This window comes from Methylobacterium sp. NPDC080182, assembly GCF_050281105.1.
Classification (GTDB): Bacteria; Pseudomonadota; Alphaproteobacteria; order Rhizobiales; family Beijerinckiaceae; genus Methylobacterium.
This window is the reverse complement of record NZ_JBNNWO010000010.1, coordinates 241,775-255,360: the sequence shown is the minus strand read 5'-3', so window position 1 is coordinate 255,360 and position 13,586 is coordinate 241,775. Positions and strand designations below refer to the sequence as shown.

The 13,586-nt window shown below is 67.9% G+C and carries 16 protein-coding genes and 1 tRNA gene; 12 read left to right on the top strand and 5 right to left on the bottom strand.

The window, feature by feature from the left end; genetic code table 11:
* The first annotated feature begins 24 nt into the window (after positions 1–24).
* The 10 genes from ACQKQD_RS19240 (at position 25) to ACQKQD_RS19195 (ending at position 5,148) form a co-directional block, all read left to right on the top strand.
* Complete coding sequence (locus tag ACQKQD_RS19240) at positions 25–162, top strand: hypothetical protein (protein ID WP_427509280.1); 138 nt, start codon at positions 25–27, stop codon at positions 160–162.
* Between the two features lie 58 nt (positions 163–220).
* Positions 221–1,003, top strand: coding sequence for an exonuclease domain-containing protein (locus ACQKQD_RS19235; RefSeq protein ID WP_427509279.1), 783 nt, complete (start codon positions 221–223; stop codon positions 1,001–1,003).
* A complete protein-coding gene (locus tag ACQKQD_RS19230) occupies positions 1,000–1,398 on the top strand; it encodes a hypothetical protein (protein WP_427509278.1) in 399 nt (132 codons plus the stop codon). The genes ACQKQD_RS19235 and ACQKQD_RS19230 overlap by 4 nt, the downstream gene beginning before the upstream one ends.
* Positions 1,395–1,751, top strand: a complete 357-nt coding sequence (locus tag ACQKQD_RS19225; protein WP_427509277.1) for a hypothetical protein — start codon at positions 1,395–1,397, stop codon at positions 1,749–1,751. Before ACQKQD_RS19230 ends, ACQKQD_RS19225 begins: the two co-directional genes overlap by 4 nt.
* A 72-nt stretch (positions 1,752–1,823) precedes the next feature.
* A complete protein-coding gene (locus ACQKQD_RS19220; protein WP_427509276.1) occupies positions 1,824–2,162 on the top strand; it encodes a hypothetical protein in 339 nt (112 codons plus the stop codon).
* Between the two features lie 75 nt (positions 2,163–2,237).
* Positions 2,238–3,260, top strand: coding sequence for a hypothetical protein (locus ACQKQD_RS19215; protein WP_427509275.1), 1,023 nt, complete (start codon positions 2,238–2,240; stop codon positions 3,258–3,260).
* Positions 3,260–3,505: a hypothetical protein gene (locus ACQKQD_RS19210; protein WP_427509274.1), complete on the top strand. Its 246-nt coding sequence runs from the start codon at positions 3,260–3,262 to the stop codon at positions 3,503–3,505. The genes ACQKQD_RS19215 and ACQKQD_RS19210 overlap by 1 nt, the downstream gene beginning before the upstream one ends.
* Before the next feature lie 250 nt (positions 3,506–3,755).
* Positions 3,756–4,115 carry a hypothetical protein gene (locus ACQKQD_RS19205; RefSeq protein WP_427509273.1) on the top strand — a complete coding sequence of 120 codons (360 nt, stop codon included), beginning with the start codon at positions 3,756–3,758 and terminating at the stop codon, positions 4,113–4,115.
* Positions 4,115–4,606 carry a hypothetical protein gene (locus ACQKQD_RS19200; protein WP_427509272.1) on the top strand — a complete coding sequence of 164 codons (492 nt, stop codon included), beginning with the start codon at positions 4,115–4,117 and terminating at the stop codon, positions 4,604–4,606. Before ACQKQD_RS19205 ends, ACQKQD_RS19200 begins: the two co-directional genes overlap by 1 nt.
* Before the next feature lie 77 nt (positions 4,607–4,683).
* Positions 4,684–5,148, top strand: coding sequence for a hypothetical protein (locus ACQKQD_RS19195; RefSeq protein WP_427509271.1), 465 nt, complete (start codon positions 4,684–4,686; stop codon positions 5,146–5,148).
* A 52-nt stretch (positions 5,149–5,200) separates the two neighbouring features.
* On the opposite strand, the gene ACQKQD_RS19190 is transcribed toward ACQKQD_RS19195, so the two are convergent.
* Positions 5,201–5,770: a metallophosphoesterase gene (locus ACQKQD_RS19190; protein ID WP_427509270.1), complete on the bottom strand. Its 570-nt coding sequence runs from the start codon at positions 5,768–5,770 to the stop codon at positions 5,201–5,203.
* A gap of 356 nt (positions 5,771–6,126) precedes the next feature.
* Here ACQKQD_RS19190 and ACQKQD_RS19185 point away from each other — a divergent pair, with 356 nt between their 5' ends.
* Positions 6,127–6,327, top strand: a complete 201-nt coding sequence (locus tag ACQKQD_RS19185) for a hypothetical protein (RefSeq protein ID WP_427509269.1) — start codon at positions 6,127–6,129, stop codon at positions 6,325–6,327.
* Here ACQKQD_RS19185 and ACQKQD_RS19180 read toward each other — a convergent pair.
* On the bottom strand, positions 6,290–7,825 hold the full coding sequence (locus ACQKQD_RS19180) for a tyrosine-type recombinase/integrase (protein WP_427509268.1): 1,536 nt from the start codon (positions 7,823–7,825) through the stop codon (positions 6,290–6,292). The two genes, ACQKQD_RS19185 and ACQKQD_RS19180, sit on opposite strands and share 38 nt — an antisense overlap.
* Positions 7,826–7,957: 132 nt before the next feature.
* On the opposite strand from ACQKQD_RS19180, the gene ACQKQD_RS19175 reads away from it, so the two are divergent.
* Positions 7,958–8,036, top strand: a tRNA-Lys gene (locus ACQKQD_RS19175).
* 374 nt (positions 8,037–8,410) lie between these two features.
* Here the strand turns inward: ACQKQD_RS19175 and ACQKQD_RS19170 are convergent.
* The 3 genes from ACQKQD_RS19170 to ACQKQD_RS19160 form a co-directional block, all read right to left on the bottom strand.
* Complete coding sequence (locus tag ACQKQD_RS19170) at positions 8,411–10,894, bottom strand: Hint domain-containing protein (RefSeq protein WP_427509267.1); 2,484 nt, start codon at positions 10,892–10,894, stop codon at positions 8,411–8,413.
* Between the two features lie 721 nt (positions 10,895–11,615).
* Complete coding sequence (locus ACQKQD_RS19165) at positions 11,616–12,662, bottom strand: glycosyltransferase family 2 protein (protein WP_091676698.1); 1,047 nt, start codon at positions 12,660–12,662, stop codon at positions 11,616–11,618.
* Positions 12,663–12,979: 317 nt separating this feature from the next.
* Entirely contained in the window at positions 12,980–13,216 is a 237-nt protein-coding gene (locus ACQKQD_RS19160) for a hypothetical protein (RefSeq protein ID WP_139307671.1), read from the bottom strand.
* Positions 13,217–13,586: the final 370 nt, after the last annotated feature.

Sequence of the window (13,586 nt, the reverse complement as noted above, 5' to 3'; positions counted from 1 at the left end):
GGCGGTCAGCGGGCGTGGGCGCGGATGCATTCCGTCTCGCCCTCGTACGTCTCGGCCGTCCTGGCCGGCGATGCCGAGCCCGGCCCCAAGATCCTGGAGGTCCTCGGGCTGCGTCGTGACGAGCCGACCTACCGACCCGTCGAGGAGCCCACCGATGAATAGTGTCGCCGCCGTCGCGCCGCCCGGCGCGGCTTTCCACCCCGCGGACGAGCTCGCCTACGTGCGCGCCGAGATGGATCGACTGACCGGCCGCGAGATCGCCCTTACCAGGGCCCTCGTCGCCGACCGGGAGTCCCGGGTCGGTTCGCTCCACCACGCCGTCGTCCAGCGCGTGTTCGGCCGGGACGCCGTCGATATCGAGCGCCTGCCCGACCTACGCGAAACCTTCAGCCTGCTCTCCGGGCCGGTGCTGTGCATCGATTGCGAGACGACCGGGCTGCATCCGCTGGACGGAGACCGGATGGTTTCGCTCGCGATCCTGTCCGCCCAACTCGAAGTGAAGATCGCCTGGGCTCAGGACTGGAACAGCGAGCACGTCGCCGTCCGGTTCCTGGACCGTCATGCTTGGGTTGGCGCATTCAATCCGGAAGGCCGCCCGTCGACCCCCGAGGCCCTCGCGGTCCACGGCCTGTCGGACGAGCGCCTTGCCGGGTGCGTGCCGTTCGCCGAGCGCGCCCACGAGCTCGCGGACATCCTGACGGAGGCGGACTTCGACGGCTTCCAGCCCGTCATCGTCGCGCACAACGCCCCCTTCGACGTGGGCTTCCTCGACTTGGAGTTCGAGCGCGCCGGCCGCTCCGTGTCGTGGGGTCCCATCGTGGACACCCGGCTCATCTCCAAGATTCTATGGCCCGGGGAGAAGGGCAGCCTGGATGCCCTGTGCGAGCGCCTCGGCGTCGACCGTGGCGACCGCGACGAGCGGCACGAGAGCCTAAAGGACGCGAGGCTGCTCGCCCTGTGCCTCCCGGGCCTGACCAGCGAGATCGCTCGGAGGCTCGCATGAGCACCCGCACCGCATTCGGCGACGGCCTCGTGACGCTTGACGCCCGCGAGACCCGCGCCCGCCTCGCCGAGGCCATGGCGGCGGTGAAGGGCCATGCCGGTTTCGCCGCGGGTCCCAAGAGCAAGCCCCTGCAGGACGCCCTCGGCGCGGTCGAGCGGTCTCTCCTCATGGCATCCCGCGAGGCGATCCACGTCCTGGCCGACGCCCTGGCAGAGGCCGACCGGCCGCCCACCGCCGCCACGACCGCCGAGGCCCACGCCGCCATCGTGGCGGACCTCGATCAGGACGCCCCGCCGGCGCCGTCGCGATCCGGTCCCGCGCTGCCGCCGCTCGGCCGGCCGCGCATCACGGTCCCCCCGCCGCGTCCCCGTCCCCAGCACCCGAGGCAGTCATGACCCGCTTGATCGTCGACTTCCCTGAAGCGCCCGTCCCCGCCACTCTCCCCGCCGGCCACGTTTGGGACCTCTCCGGCCAGGACCGCCGCGGCCCCACCATAACCGCCCTGGCGAGCGTCGAGGTCGCCGCCGGGTTCGTCATCCCGCACCGCCTCCGGGCCAACGCCGACGACCTTCCGATGATGGACCTTGGCGCGCTCCGCATCCGCGGGCGGGCCGTCATCGTCGGGGAATGGGAGCCGGTCCCGGACGGCGAGATCTGCATCGGCACGCTCCTGCGCCCGACGCTCCTCGGCGCCCCCCAGATCGTCGAGCTCACGGATTACCTCCCCCAGGTCCGCACCGCGGCCTGAGAGGTCCGTCGCGCGTCAGGCGGTCAGTGGCGCTCAAAACAAGAATCCGTTCCATCCAGTCCAGAGGCAGACATGCGCAAGAACGAATATCCGACCACGAAGAAGGTAAAGGCGTTCACAAGGCCGGACGGTAGCTTCCGCCCGACCTGGGAATACCGCGGGATCGAAATCGACGGCCTCGGCCGGAAGGGCTTCCGGATCGGCATCCGTGGCCTCCCGACATGCGTGACGCTGGGCGAGGCCCGCGACCGGATCGACGCCTACCACCGCCGCCGCGCCGGTCAGGCCCGCCGTCGGGTGCTGGCCCTCCTGGAGACGCCGGTGCGTCCCGGCGTGCTCGATGAGATCCAGTCGCCCGACTACGCCGACCTCATGGAGTGCATGGCGGAGGACTGCGCGACCGCGGCCTGACCGGCCCCCGTCGACGCGCCAGGCGGTCAGTGGCGCCCCGACCATCTCAAGCATCCCTCAGAACAGGAGAGCGCCGTGGAGCGCCGAGCAGAAGAAATCGTCATGAACGCCCTGGGGCACGCCTATTTCAGGGGCAAGGCCGGCCAGGGGATGTACGCATCGGCCCTGACCGAGCTCGCGCGTGCACTCGACAAGGACGGGTTCGAGATCGTGCGGAAGCACGGCATGGACTGGAGAGAAATCCTCCGCCGGCGGGAAGCCGAACGGCTGCGCGCTTGGGAGCTCGGGGTCACCCCACCCATGGGGGGTGCGTTCCGTGTCAGCGAGGCACGCCGGACAGGGGACTGGAGCGAGGTCACGGACGCGGACTGGACCGCCTGGGTGAACGCCCTGCGAGATCGGAACGCCTTCGAATCCTCGGTGCTCGCCGCCATCGAGCGGGATCGCCAGCCCGACAAGGACGCCCCCGGCTACCTCGCGGCCGTCCGCCTCCTGAGGGGGCGCCTGCCGTCCATCAAGGAGATCGACGAGGCCCTCGGCGGCGCGTCCCCGGACGGGTCCCAGGGTAACGTCTGGGCGCTCCGCCAGCGCATCGTCGACGGGCGGGCGGCGGTCGAGCGGTTCTGGGATGGGCCCGAGGCGGCTTCGTTCGAGCCGGCGGCCGAGCCCAAGGTGAAGGTCGGGCGCGTCGTCGTCCTCGACGAGGCTGCCGAGCGCAAGCTGCAGGACCTCCTCGCCGGCAAGAGCGTCCCCACCGGCCGGCTCGTCGAGGTGACCTACCGGATGCCGAACGGAACGACGAAGACCGTGCGGCATGCCGAGTTCGGGAAGCTCGATAAGGTGTCGTACGACCCGACGCCGGTCGCAGGGGCGGAGATCGCCGGGGCCCGGGTACTGAGCGCCAGGGAGACGGTGAAGGTGCCGCCCGGAGAGAAGGTCGTGGAGGTGCCCGGGCTGATGCTCCGGGACAACGGCATCCTCGCCGTATTCTACGATGACGGTATCATCTCGTTCGCTGGCGACGCTGCCGACATGGTCGCCTTCCGCGACATGGCCGCCCGGGTCGTGGGCGTGCCCGTTTCGAGGGACGCCAGCTGATGCGCGCCCTCCTCACCATCATCGCGGGCGGCCCCATGCGGGCCGCCACCACCGCCGGGGCCCTCGTGGTCATCGCCGCGGTCGCCTCCTGGTCCGGCTGGGATCTCCTCCGGGCGACGTGGGTCATGTCGCTCTCCGCCTGCGCGTTCGTCACGCTGTACGCGATCCTCGCCGTCGCCGCGGCCGCCACCGGCGCCTGCGACGAGACCCCCGCATCCGCGCCGAAGGAGGCCGACCGTGGGTAGCCTCGTCCGTTCCGTGTCACGGGCCCAGGCGCGGGCGCGGGCATCTAAGACCGCCTCTACCCCGACCATGGTAATCGGCAAGCCCTACGAGCCGCCGACGATCAAGGCCGACAAGGGTCTCCTCGGCGGGTCGTGCAACCGCACGGACTGCCAGGCGCCCGGAGCGACGTGGGCGATGGACGCCAGCGGTCCGTACTACTGCCGGTCATGCGCCTGGCAGATCGGCAAGTGGGTGCGAGGAGGCGGTCGCATGAGTGACATGCGGGCGTCAGAGCCGGTCCCGGAGCCGCGTCACTGCGACGACTACATCGACGATCCGGCGCAGCCCGAGTGCCTGCGTCGGTTTCTGGACTACAACCGGCTCGCCCCGTCCTTGAAGTACCCGACGGGCGACACTGCCTTCGATGCAGAGGTCGAGGCCCGCCTCGGGCGCCCCATGTGGCGCGACCCCGTGCCGAAGCTGTTCGCTGACCACGCCGGCCGGCGCGTGCGGGTCGTCATGGCGTCCCGGTTCGGCGACGTCGGCATCACCCACCGCCTCGACGCCGAGCACGGCTACGATTCGCGCGTCGCGGTCGAGGACCTCTCCAACTTTTCAGAGGCCCCCTGATGCGTCCCGTCTCTCCCCTCCGCCTGCCCCCGAGGCTGCCCCCGGTCGCCCGGGGCGCCTGCGCCGTAGTGAACCAAGTCGAAGGCGCCCTCCCGCAGCCGGTCGCACCGGCGCCGTCGGAGGACGCCCCGCTGCAGGAGGTCCTCTCCACCGAGGCGGCCGCCCTGGCCGACGTCGCCGATCCCGCCGTGCTGGCAGCGGCGCGCCGGGAGGCCCGGGCGGCCGCTTTTGTCGAGGCCCTCGACGGCGTGCTCCGAGATAACCCCATCGACGAGACGGCCCTGTTGATCGAGGGCAAGCCCGCCAAGGAGCATGAGCTCCGCCGGGCGCTGGGCCTCCGGAGCGCCCGATTCGCTGGTAGCGCCGCCCGGCTGCGGGCCTACCTCCGCGACGACTGGCACCCCCGCCACGGCGAGCTCGTCGACCTGCACAGGCGGCTCAGCGAGGCGGAAGCGCGCCTGTTCGCCGAATCGCGGGCGATCTCGCAGTAGGGGCATGGTGCTATTCATCGCCCTCGATAACCTGGTCATCGGGACGGGCTGCGGCCCGCGGGACAGGGATCAGGGACATGGCATTCAGCAGGACGCCCTACGCGGACAGGATCGCCGCCGGCATGTCGGCGGCGGGTGGCGACAGGCTCTTCGCGCCGGGGGCCGCGTATCGCGCCGGCGGGTTCGACGAGATGGCGTGGCTGCGCGAGGTCAACACCGCGCTCCGCGTGTCCAAGCCGGGGCACGAGGTGCGGGTCGAGGTCAGCCTGGAGGGGGAGAGGCGCTGGACGCTCTGCCGCGTCTCGGACGGGCGGGTGACGCCGCTCACGAAAACGCTCAAGCCGGAGCACACCTCGATCCAGGCATTGGAGAGCATGGTTGACGTCAACATCGTCGCGATCCGGCGCGCCTACATGAACGAGCTCGACCGGCGGGCCGAGGAGAAGGCGATGCAGCCTAGGGATAAGGTGTCACCGCCCAAGCGCCGCGCCCGGCCGGTCGTCGAGACCGAGGAGGCAGCGGCCCCCGCCATGGGCCGCTGACGCAGCCACCCCGAAGCCGAGGGCCCCCGGATTGTCTCCGGGGGCCATTTTCTTATTGCCCGTCGTCCTCGGGGCGCTGCTCCTCGGGCTGCTCCGGGGTCGCCGCGAGCCGCTCCCTGATCTCGGCGAGGCCCACCGGCCGGTAGCCCCAGCAGTCCAGGCCGACATCGCAGGAGCGGGACGTCCCTGGGAGCGTGCCATGGGAGTGCCCGTAGAGATGGATGGCGCCCCGCCACGAGCCGTTCCACATCCGGAGCGCGTAGTGGCAGAGCACGATCCTCGTGCCGTCCACGTGCACCGTCCGCAGGTCCGCCGGCTCGCTGGCCCAGGGCAGCCCGATGTGGCGCGGGCCGTCGTGGTTGCCGATGATCAGATGCTTCTTGCCGTTGAGGCGCGCGAACACCTGCTGGCACCGCTCGGCACTGGAGTTCATGGCGAAGTCGCCGAGGAAGAACACGTCGTGGTTCGGCCTCACCCGGCTGTTCCAGGCGTGGATCAGGTCCTCGTCGTGCCGGGCGATGTCGTCCCAGGGGCGGCCGGACATCTTCAGGATGCCCCGGTGTCCGAAGTGGGCGTCCGCGCTGAACCAGGTCGTCGCGGCGTTGAAAGTTTGGCTCTTCATGATGGCAGCCTCCGTGGCGGGGGGCTGCGCGCGCGGCGTCACGCCCCCGGGTTGGGTCTCTGGCTCGGGTGGGGGGCGGCTATTCGGCGTTTCACAGGGGCCTCTCAGGCGGGTCGAATCAGCAGGATCGCAGCTCGGGGCGGGGGGTCAACCGGTCTGGCGGGGCGACCCTGGACTAGGGTGAAGGAAGCGTGAAACCGGGCGGGCGGCCCGGTTGCGCATAAGGGCGCCGGTCGGGCCGGAAACCGGCATACATTGAACGCAGGGCGCTCCTAAGCGGGATATCCTGAACATAAGGCCGTCCCGTTGAAACCGGTCCGCATGTTCCTATTTCGTTCTCAATGCGGAGATGGTTCATGGACGGTTACGACGAGCTCGTGTTCGCCTCGGCCGAGGAACGGGACGCCCTGTGCCGGGCGCTCGCCGAGGACCTCCTGGGGGCCTCGCGCGGTGGGCGGGGATTCGTGCGGGCCGAGCGCCCGGCGGACCTCGCCAAGGCGCTCGGCCGTGACCGGCGGGCTAGGCGGTCTTCCGTTTCGGCTTCCGCGGGGCGCTGACGCCGGGCTCCCGGCCCTTCTGCCGGGCGCGTGCAGCGAGGAAATCGGCACGGACCCTCTCCAGGTCGAACGTGGCCGCCGCGGCGTGCTCCTCCACGAGGCTCCACCAGGCGCGGATGACGGGCAGCTTCAGGTCGAGACGGTCGTCGTCGACGTAGTGGCGCTCCGAGACAGACCCCGGTGCGACGCCCTCGGCGTGGTCGATGATCAGGTCGAGGACGCCGTCTGGCAGGCGGAGCGTCCGGGCACCGTGGGAACGGAGCGCCCGGCGCAGGTCGTGCGGGCTGGCGTCCACGGGCATGGAGGCCATCAGGTGCGTCACGGTGCTGGCCGACAGGTGCCCGATCGCCTCCCCCTTCCGGCGCGGACGCATCCCCGGGAACAGCCATGCGCCGCCCGATGACGCCTCGATCTGCTCGCGGACGGCCGCCCACACCGGCGGGGGGAGGGGTACGGAGTGGTGGGCCTGGGCGCTGTCCTGTTCGCCCGTCTTCCGTCGCACCGGCGGCAGGCGCCAGACGCCCCAGCCAGGCTCCGTGGGAATCGGCGCGAACTCCGCGATCTTCGCCGTCGCGATGGCGTAGCGGCGCTGGACGGTCGCGACGAGGAGCAGCAGGACCGCCGGGAACGGTGGCCCGAGCAGGTCCGTCCGGGCCAGGGCGACGAGCAGCCCGACCCGCTCCATCGTCGGGAAGCGGACGCGCTGGCGTCGCACGGGCTCGATCAAGGTGCCGTCCTTGGCCTCCTTGGGCTTGGGCTTCTTCGGACGCTGCAGTTCGTCCAGGACCCCCTTGGCGACGCCGCTGTCCAGCCGCGGCCCCGGGCTGGCGAGCCAGTCGAAGAAGTGCCGCAGCCGGACGAAGATCGCCTCGGCCTGCCGGTGGTGCGTCTTGTTCTTGGCCGCGAGCAGCGTCGCCAGGACGTCGGGCGTGACCGTCGAGACCGGCTTGCGGAGCAGCCCGAGCAGGATCGGGTGCCGGAGGTTCTTCCGCGCGTCCGGGAGCGTCGACGCCTTCCACTCCCCCTGGTGGGCGGCGAGGTAGGCGTCGACGGCCTGGTCGTATGTCCATGTCCGCGGCTTCGGCGGCGGCGCGGCCGGGGCGAGGACGGTGTCGGGGAAGGCCTCGCGGCGGTCGACGATGCCGACGTCGACGAGGTGCCAGGACAGCCACGTCGGGCTCGGCCACCCGTTCCCGGACCGGAGGAGCTCCGTCGCGTCGGTGGCTACCTGGCGGGCCTGGGCGATGGTGAGGCGCTCGACCGGCCCGAGGTCGAGGCGGACCGTCCTCCCGAACCGTTCCGCCTTCCAGCCCCACGAGATGGTGCGCGGCGAGACCCGGAGCATCAGGCCGGGGCCGCGCGTGTCCCGGACGTCGACCGCGGCCGCGCCGGGGCGCTGCTCCTCGCGGGCGCGCTCTATGAACTTCAGCGTGATCTCCACCTTCCCGGTCGGGGGCCAGGGCAGCCGGGCCTTGGGCGGGGAGGGGCGGCGGGCCATTTTGGGCGGGATTCCTTGGGCGGCTTTGGGCGGTGTCTTGAAAATCACCGGAAACGTAGCCGCCGTCCAGGCTTAGGCGGAAACGGGGTTAACCCCCTGGAAGTGAAGGGCGGTTTGGTTCCGATCCGGGCGGGGCGCCGCCGCCCATGGGCGCTTGGGAAGCTGACTCTTAATCAGCGGGTCCTAGGTTCGAACCCTAGTGCGCCCACCAAGACTTAGCCTACTGCGGGCTCATAGGATCTCAATCCCGTGGAGCGCGCGGTGAGAAGGCGGACCGGCCGACAATCTTCATCGCAGCGTTGAAGCGCTCTCCGTCCGCCAAACTTCGACGGGCGAGCCAGGTCCGCGGAAGCTCGCTTCACGGCCGAGGGCTTCGGTTCGTCACGCCATCGCAACGCTTCGAGCATTGAACTCTGACGGTCGACTTCGAAGATGAGCGCGCAAATGGAGGGGACTGGTTCACGATCGTGACCGTCGCACGATGCGCCTCGCCCACATCCACTCGGTCGCGGGCAAGCCGCCGAAAAAGCCCCGCGCGGCGGTGCCGGCGGGGCTGAGGGTCGGCGCTGGATGTCCCGATCGACGCTAAGCTGCCAACAGCGCAATCCAAGATCCTGCCGCATCCATCCGCTTGGCGCACATCAAGAGGCCATCGGCCGAGCGACGCACTTCGACACGATGATGCACGTGCGGAGCGAAGCGTACATGCACACCGAGGTCGAAGCCGCATCGCCCGTCGCCGTAGCCGGCCGCAGCAAGGTCCGACCGGAACTCGGCCGCCACCGCGAACGCGACGACGGCACCGTCCACCAACACGTCCAGGCACAGCGGGGTGTCCGGATGCGCCTCGTCGCGCGCCCAGCCCCCGACGTGCAGCAGGCCATCGCCCGTCACGCCGCATCGGTCCAGCCACGCTCGCACCGGGCCCGGCTCTGCAACACCGTCCAACGAGACAGCGCGGAGGGCTAAGCGCCCGCGCAGCGCGGCCAAGTCGGGGCCGAGTTCGGCGCGCGGAGCGTAGGGCATGCGCCCGGTGCCGACGTCGAGGGCCTGCACGCCATCGAAGCCCCCGCGCACGCCCGGCGCCGCCAGGAAGCTCTCCGCCGGAGCATTCTCCGCGAGCAGCAGGTCGTGGGTGTCCAACTCGACGTGCCAGTATGTGAGATCCGCCACCGCCTCGCCACGCGTGATGCTCGAGCCGTTGACCAGATGTCCCGCGGCCGCGAGCAGCCCGTCCAGCCACAGGCAGTGATCTGGAGAGACAAGCAGGTCGCGGGCGGGCACGCTCTCGCTCAGTGCGTCGGCCCGGATGCGGACGGGGCGCTCGGCCGGGGGAACCATCGATCCCCGGTACGTGCGGGTGCCGATCCAACGGATCGGGCGCGGCGTACCGGCAACCGTGATGGCGAGATCGCCCACCGCGAGCTGCTCCACCGGCACGTCCGAGATGACCCGATCGCGCAGGACACGGATCCGCGTCCCGGTCACGTAGCAGGGTGCAGGGTTGGCCGGCTGAGATGGGTTCGTGGGATTCGTGGGGTTCGGGGCCGTAGCGGCGCGCACGATCGTGCCGCCCTGGCCGTCCGACACCGCCGCGAAGCTGGTCGTGCGGGGGGCCGACAGCACGAAGTTCTCGCTCACCTGGCCGCCACCGGAGCGGGTGCCGGTGATGGTGATCGAGCTGTTCGCACTGTTGTAGCTGACGCTGGAGTTGGTCAGCCCGGCGAGCGCGATCTCGTTGCCCGAACCGAAATTGGAGATGGTGTTGGCGAAGGTGCCACCATTGGTCGGCTGAGCGGCCACGTTGAGCCCGAGGCGCGCTGTCGCCGTCCCCGACATCGTGCCGAAGGTGATCGTCCCCGTGCCGGCCGAGGTCGGACCGCCGAGCTGAAGGGTGCTCGACACCGCGCCGCCGTTCGAACCGATCGCGGTGCCGCCGGAGTAGGTGCTGACCCCTGTCAGCGTCTGCGTGCCACCGGTGACCGCCACGCCGCCGGTACCGGAGATCGCGCCGCTGTAGCTGGTCGAACCGTTGGTGATGGTCAGGGCCTGCGCACCGAGCGTCGTCCCGCCGGTGCCCGAGAGCGTGGTGATCGAGGCACCGGCCGTCGTCCCCGAGATGTCGAACGTGCCGGCGTTGGTTACGGGCCCGAGATTGTTGGGAGCGTTGCCGAGGACGCGCAATGTCGTGGCGCCGCCGGCGATCCCGAGGCCGCCGTTCAGCGTTCCCGTGCTGGGGGTCAGGCTGTTGGTGCCGCCCGTGACGTTGATAGCGACGGCCCGGACGGTTGTGCTGCCGCCGGTGAAGCCGCCCGAGATCGTGCCGGTGTTGGTGATGGCGATGTTCGCGCCGGACAGACCGGCTCCCCCCTGGCCCGCGACGCCCGCCGTCCCGCCGTTCGCGGCTCCGCCCAGGCCGCCGTTTCCGCCCGTGATCTGGCCGGTGTTGGTGCCCGTGCTCCCGTAGAGGAAAAGTCCGATGCCGCCCTCACCGCCGGAACCGCCGGAAGCGCCGGGACCGCCGGCGGCACCGCCGGCACCGCCGTTCCCGCCGGTGATCTGAGCGCTCGCGATGAAGGATCCGGGGCCGGGCTCAACGAAGCCGTAACCACCGCTGCCGCCGCCGCCACCTCCACCCGTCCCGTTGCCGGCACCGCCCGTTCCACCGGTGCCGCCGGTCCGGGAAAAGGTAAAGCCTACGCCATTCCCCGTGTTGGAGAGGTACTGGCCGTGGCTGCCGCCGCCGCCGCCGCCGCCGCCGTCGCCGGGATGCGGACCGGCAAGGCCAGCCCCGCCAGCCCCCCCGAAAAAGCTGGAGCCCGTGTTGGTCGAGTAGGCGCCACCCGTTCCCGACGTGTTGGTGACAGTTCCACCAGCCGCCGCGCCCCCGTTGCCGCCGGCGCCTCCGACCGAGCCTGCGGCACCGCCCGCACCTCCGCCGCTCCCCTGGGCAGAAGCGCCGCCGTTTCCACCGGCCGCGCCGGTGCCGTTCGCCACCTCGTCCGCGCCGGGCTGACCGCCCGTGCCGTTGACCGGATCTGCGCCGCTCCCGCCCTGACCGCCCGACATCGCCGCGTTCCCAACCATCCGCATCGACCCGTCATCCGCAATCTTGCGCGGGCGGGTGCTTGCCGTCAGCGTGGCGCCTGTAGGCCCTCGGAGTCGAGGATGCAGCGTCGCCTAATCGGTGATCGCCGGGCTCGAGACAGCGCTTTTTGATCCGTTGTGCTCTCTCCGCGACAGGAGGTCAGACTGATCTGACACGGAAACTGATTTGATGGCCTTTCATGCTCCTCTGCTGGGAAGACATGCTCCTCTGCTGGGAAGAATAGTTATCAACAAGTCGACGGGTTGGTTCGCACGCCACTCATGCGCCCCAGCGCAGGGGTCAATCCGGATGTGGTCCGTCCGCAGTGCGACATATCTCAGAACGGATTCGGCGAAGTCCCGCGCGACGAATGCCGGCGGGGCTGAGGTCGGCTCAGGGATGAGAGCATAGTCTGCGCGCGGGCGGCGCGGCTCCTGTCAGCCGGGGGGCGCGGGCGGATCCTTCGGCGCGGTGCGACTGCCGATGATAATCCTGACCATCGGCGTCAAGAGCGCCTGTGCCGGGAGTCAGGCTTGAGCGCGGCCGGATCGGCCGGGCAGGCAATGCGCCACCGCCGCGACAGCTCAGTGTGCGCTGGTCCGGCATCCGCCGCGGCAACCTTGACGCCTGGGTTGCGACGTCGAAGACCCATGCACAGCCGATATCGACAGGACGCTCGAAGGCCGAAACCTTAGCTCAGTTTCACTCATGGAGAGCCTTGCGCCCCGGCCTGATGATGGCGCCACGGGCGTAACTGAGGATAGATTTTGCGGTTCTGGCGAGCAGCGTTCTACCATTCAACCTGACACGAAGTATCAGTTTTGATACACGATTAGGTAAGAAGATCATGGAGATCGCCGCGCTCAAGGTCATCAATCTCCTCGCCCAGCCGTACCATTTCGGAAAATATTCCGCCAGCTCGACTACCTGTTTCAACGTGAGCTTCTCCCCAGAGACAATATTGATGTATATCTGGTCTCTCAAGTATATATAATTTCTGCGACTCCCAATAATGTCATGGTCAATTTTTCTGACGGAAAGTATATGCTTCAAATGTTCCAAACGATTGTAAAATCGTTCTTGACTGTATTGAAGCCGCTCGACTGAAGGCAACCGCCCGGTCGAGGACATATTTTTGTCGTGAACCCTATAGTAGCCAAGCGCCTCATTGAACGTATAGATTTCGCCCATGAACGGAGCCGCGATAAGGATTACACCGTCCACCGTATCATAGGATGCCTCCCGAAGAAGATCGCACACGTCTCTTCGAAAAATATTCCCCGAGGTCGGAGGCGAAACATATGCTCCTGTTTCAGATATGTCCTGGATGTAGGAATTCTTGGTTTTTTGAGCGCTCAGATCGGGGAAAATTCTACCTTGTTCATCCCCTTTTCCATCGATTATTGACAACGGAAACTGGAGCTTAGAGTATTTTTCATCTAATGCCCCGACAATTTTTCGCAAAGCCCCTGAAGAAATCTTATCATCAGCATCCAAGAACAGAACGTGCCTCGCCGTCGTATTATCTAAGCCGAGTACGCAGGCGCTTACAGGACCGCCGTTTTCCTTACGTAGACATTTTACCCCAGTGCCCCGAATCAAAGTCCACGAATTATCTGTCGATCCATCGTCCACGACGACCAGTTCACAGTCACCAGGGAGTTGTAAACTCACACTTTCGATCGCTTCGACTATATATCTCTCGTAATTATAACAGTTGACAATGATCGCGAGCTTCTTAGTACCCATCTGTCGGCTCCCAGTTCAGCCACTGAAACCCCGGGGGCCCAGCCGCGAATCATTCGCATCTGAATCTATCTTCGACTGCAAATACGGCAAATATCACCCATACGGATATGGGGAATTTCAATGAATATTTGTTGGCGGCCAATTTAGATCAAGCAAAGTATTTTTCGGCCCAAGCTCTCCGTTTTCGCCTCAATCCAACGTCGTAGCGTGGAAAAATTATTTCATTATTTCCCAATTGCGATCGAATGTTTGGCTCTACATGACAAAAGATCTAATTCGAGCCATAATAACTTCCAACTTCGGAAATAATGCTATGCTCATGTGACAATGGAGCTTCGAAATACCCGACTGAGCGGTCCGCGACGATTGTGTGGCCGAGAAAAATTCGACTCCTGATCGAGCGCCACCCTCCTCTCAACGTTGTAGAGGGTGTGGTTGTAGACATCGACCACATCTCGGGATCCCGAGATGTGGTCGAGCAAAGCATCGACACTGTGAGGCAGCACGCCCCGCTCGTTCATGCCGGTGGACACCGTCCGCCGCAGATCGTTCAACTGCCACTCCGTGACGCCAGACCGCTTGTTTGTCGCGACCTTCGCCTTCGAGCATCCCGAGAACCTGGCGGCGCGCCCACCGAACAGGAGCGGCCAGCCAGCACTGGGCTGGACCTTTGCGAGCAGGTCGAGGCGCGGGACAGTGGCACGTCGAGCTGCAGACTATTCTTGGTCCGCTGGCCCGGTAGTCGCCAGATGCCGCTCGCCAGATCGAGCTCGGCCGCGTCATGCCCGCCACCTCCTCGCGGCGCTGACCGGTCCGCGTTCGCGAGCGGACGATGCGGCCGAAGTCGTCATCCCGACAAGCCTTCAACGCAGCCTTGATCTCGTCGGGCGAGAGCAACCCGGCAGCGCTTCTCCTCTGAGCCGT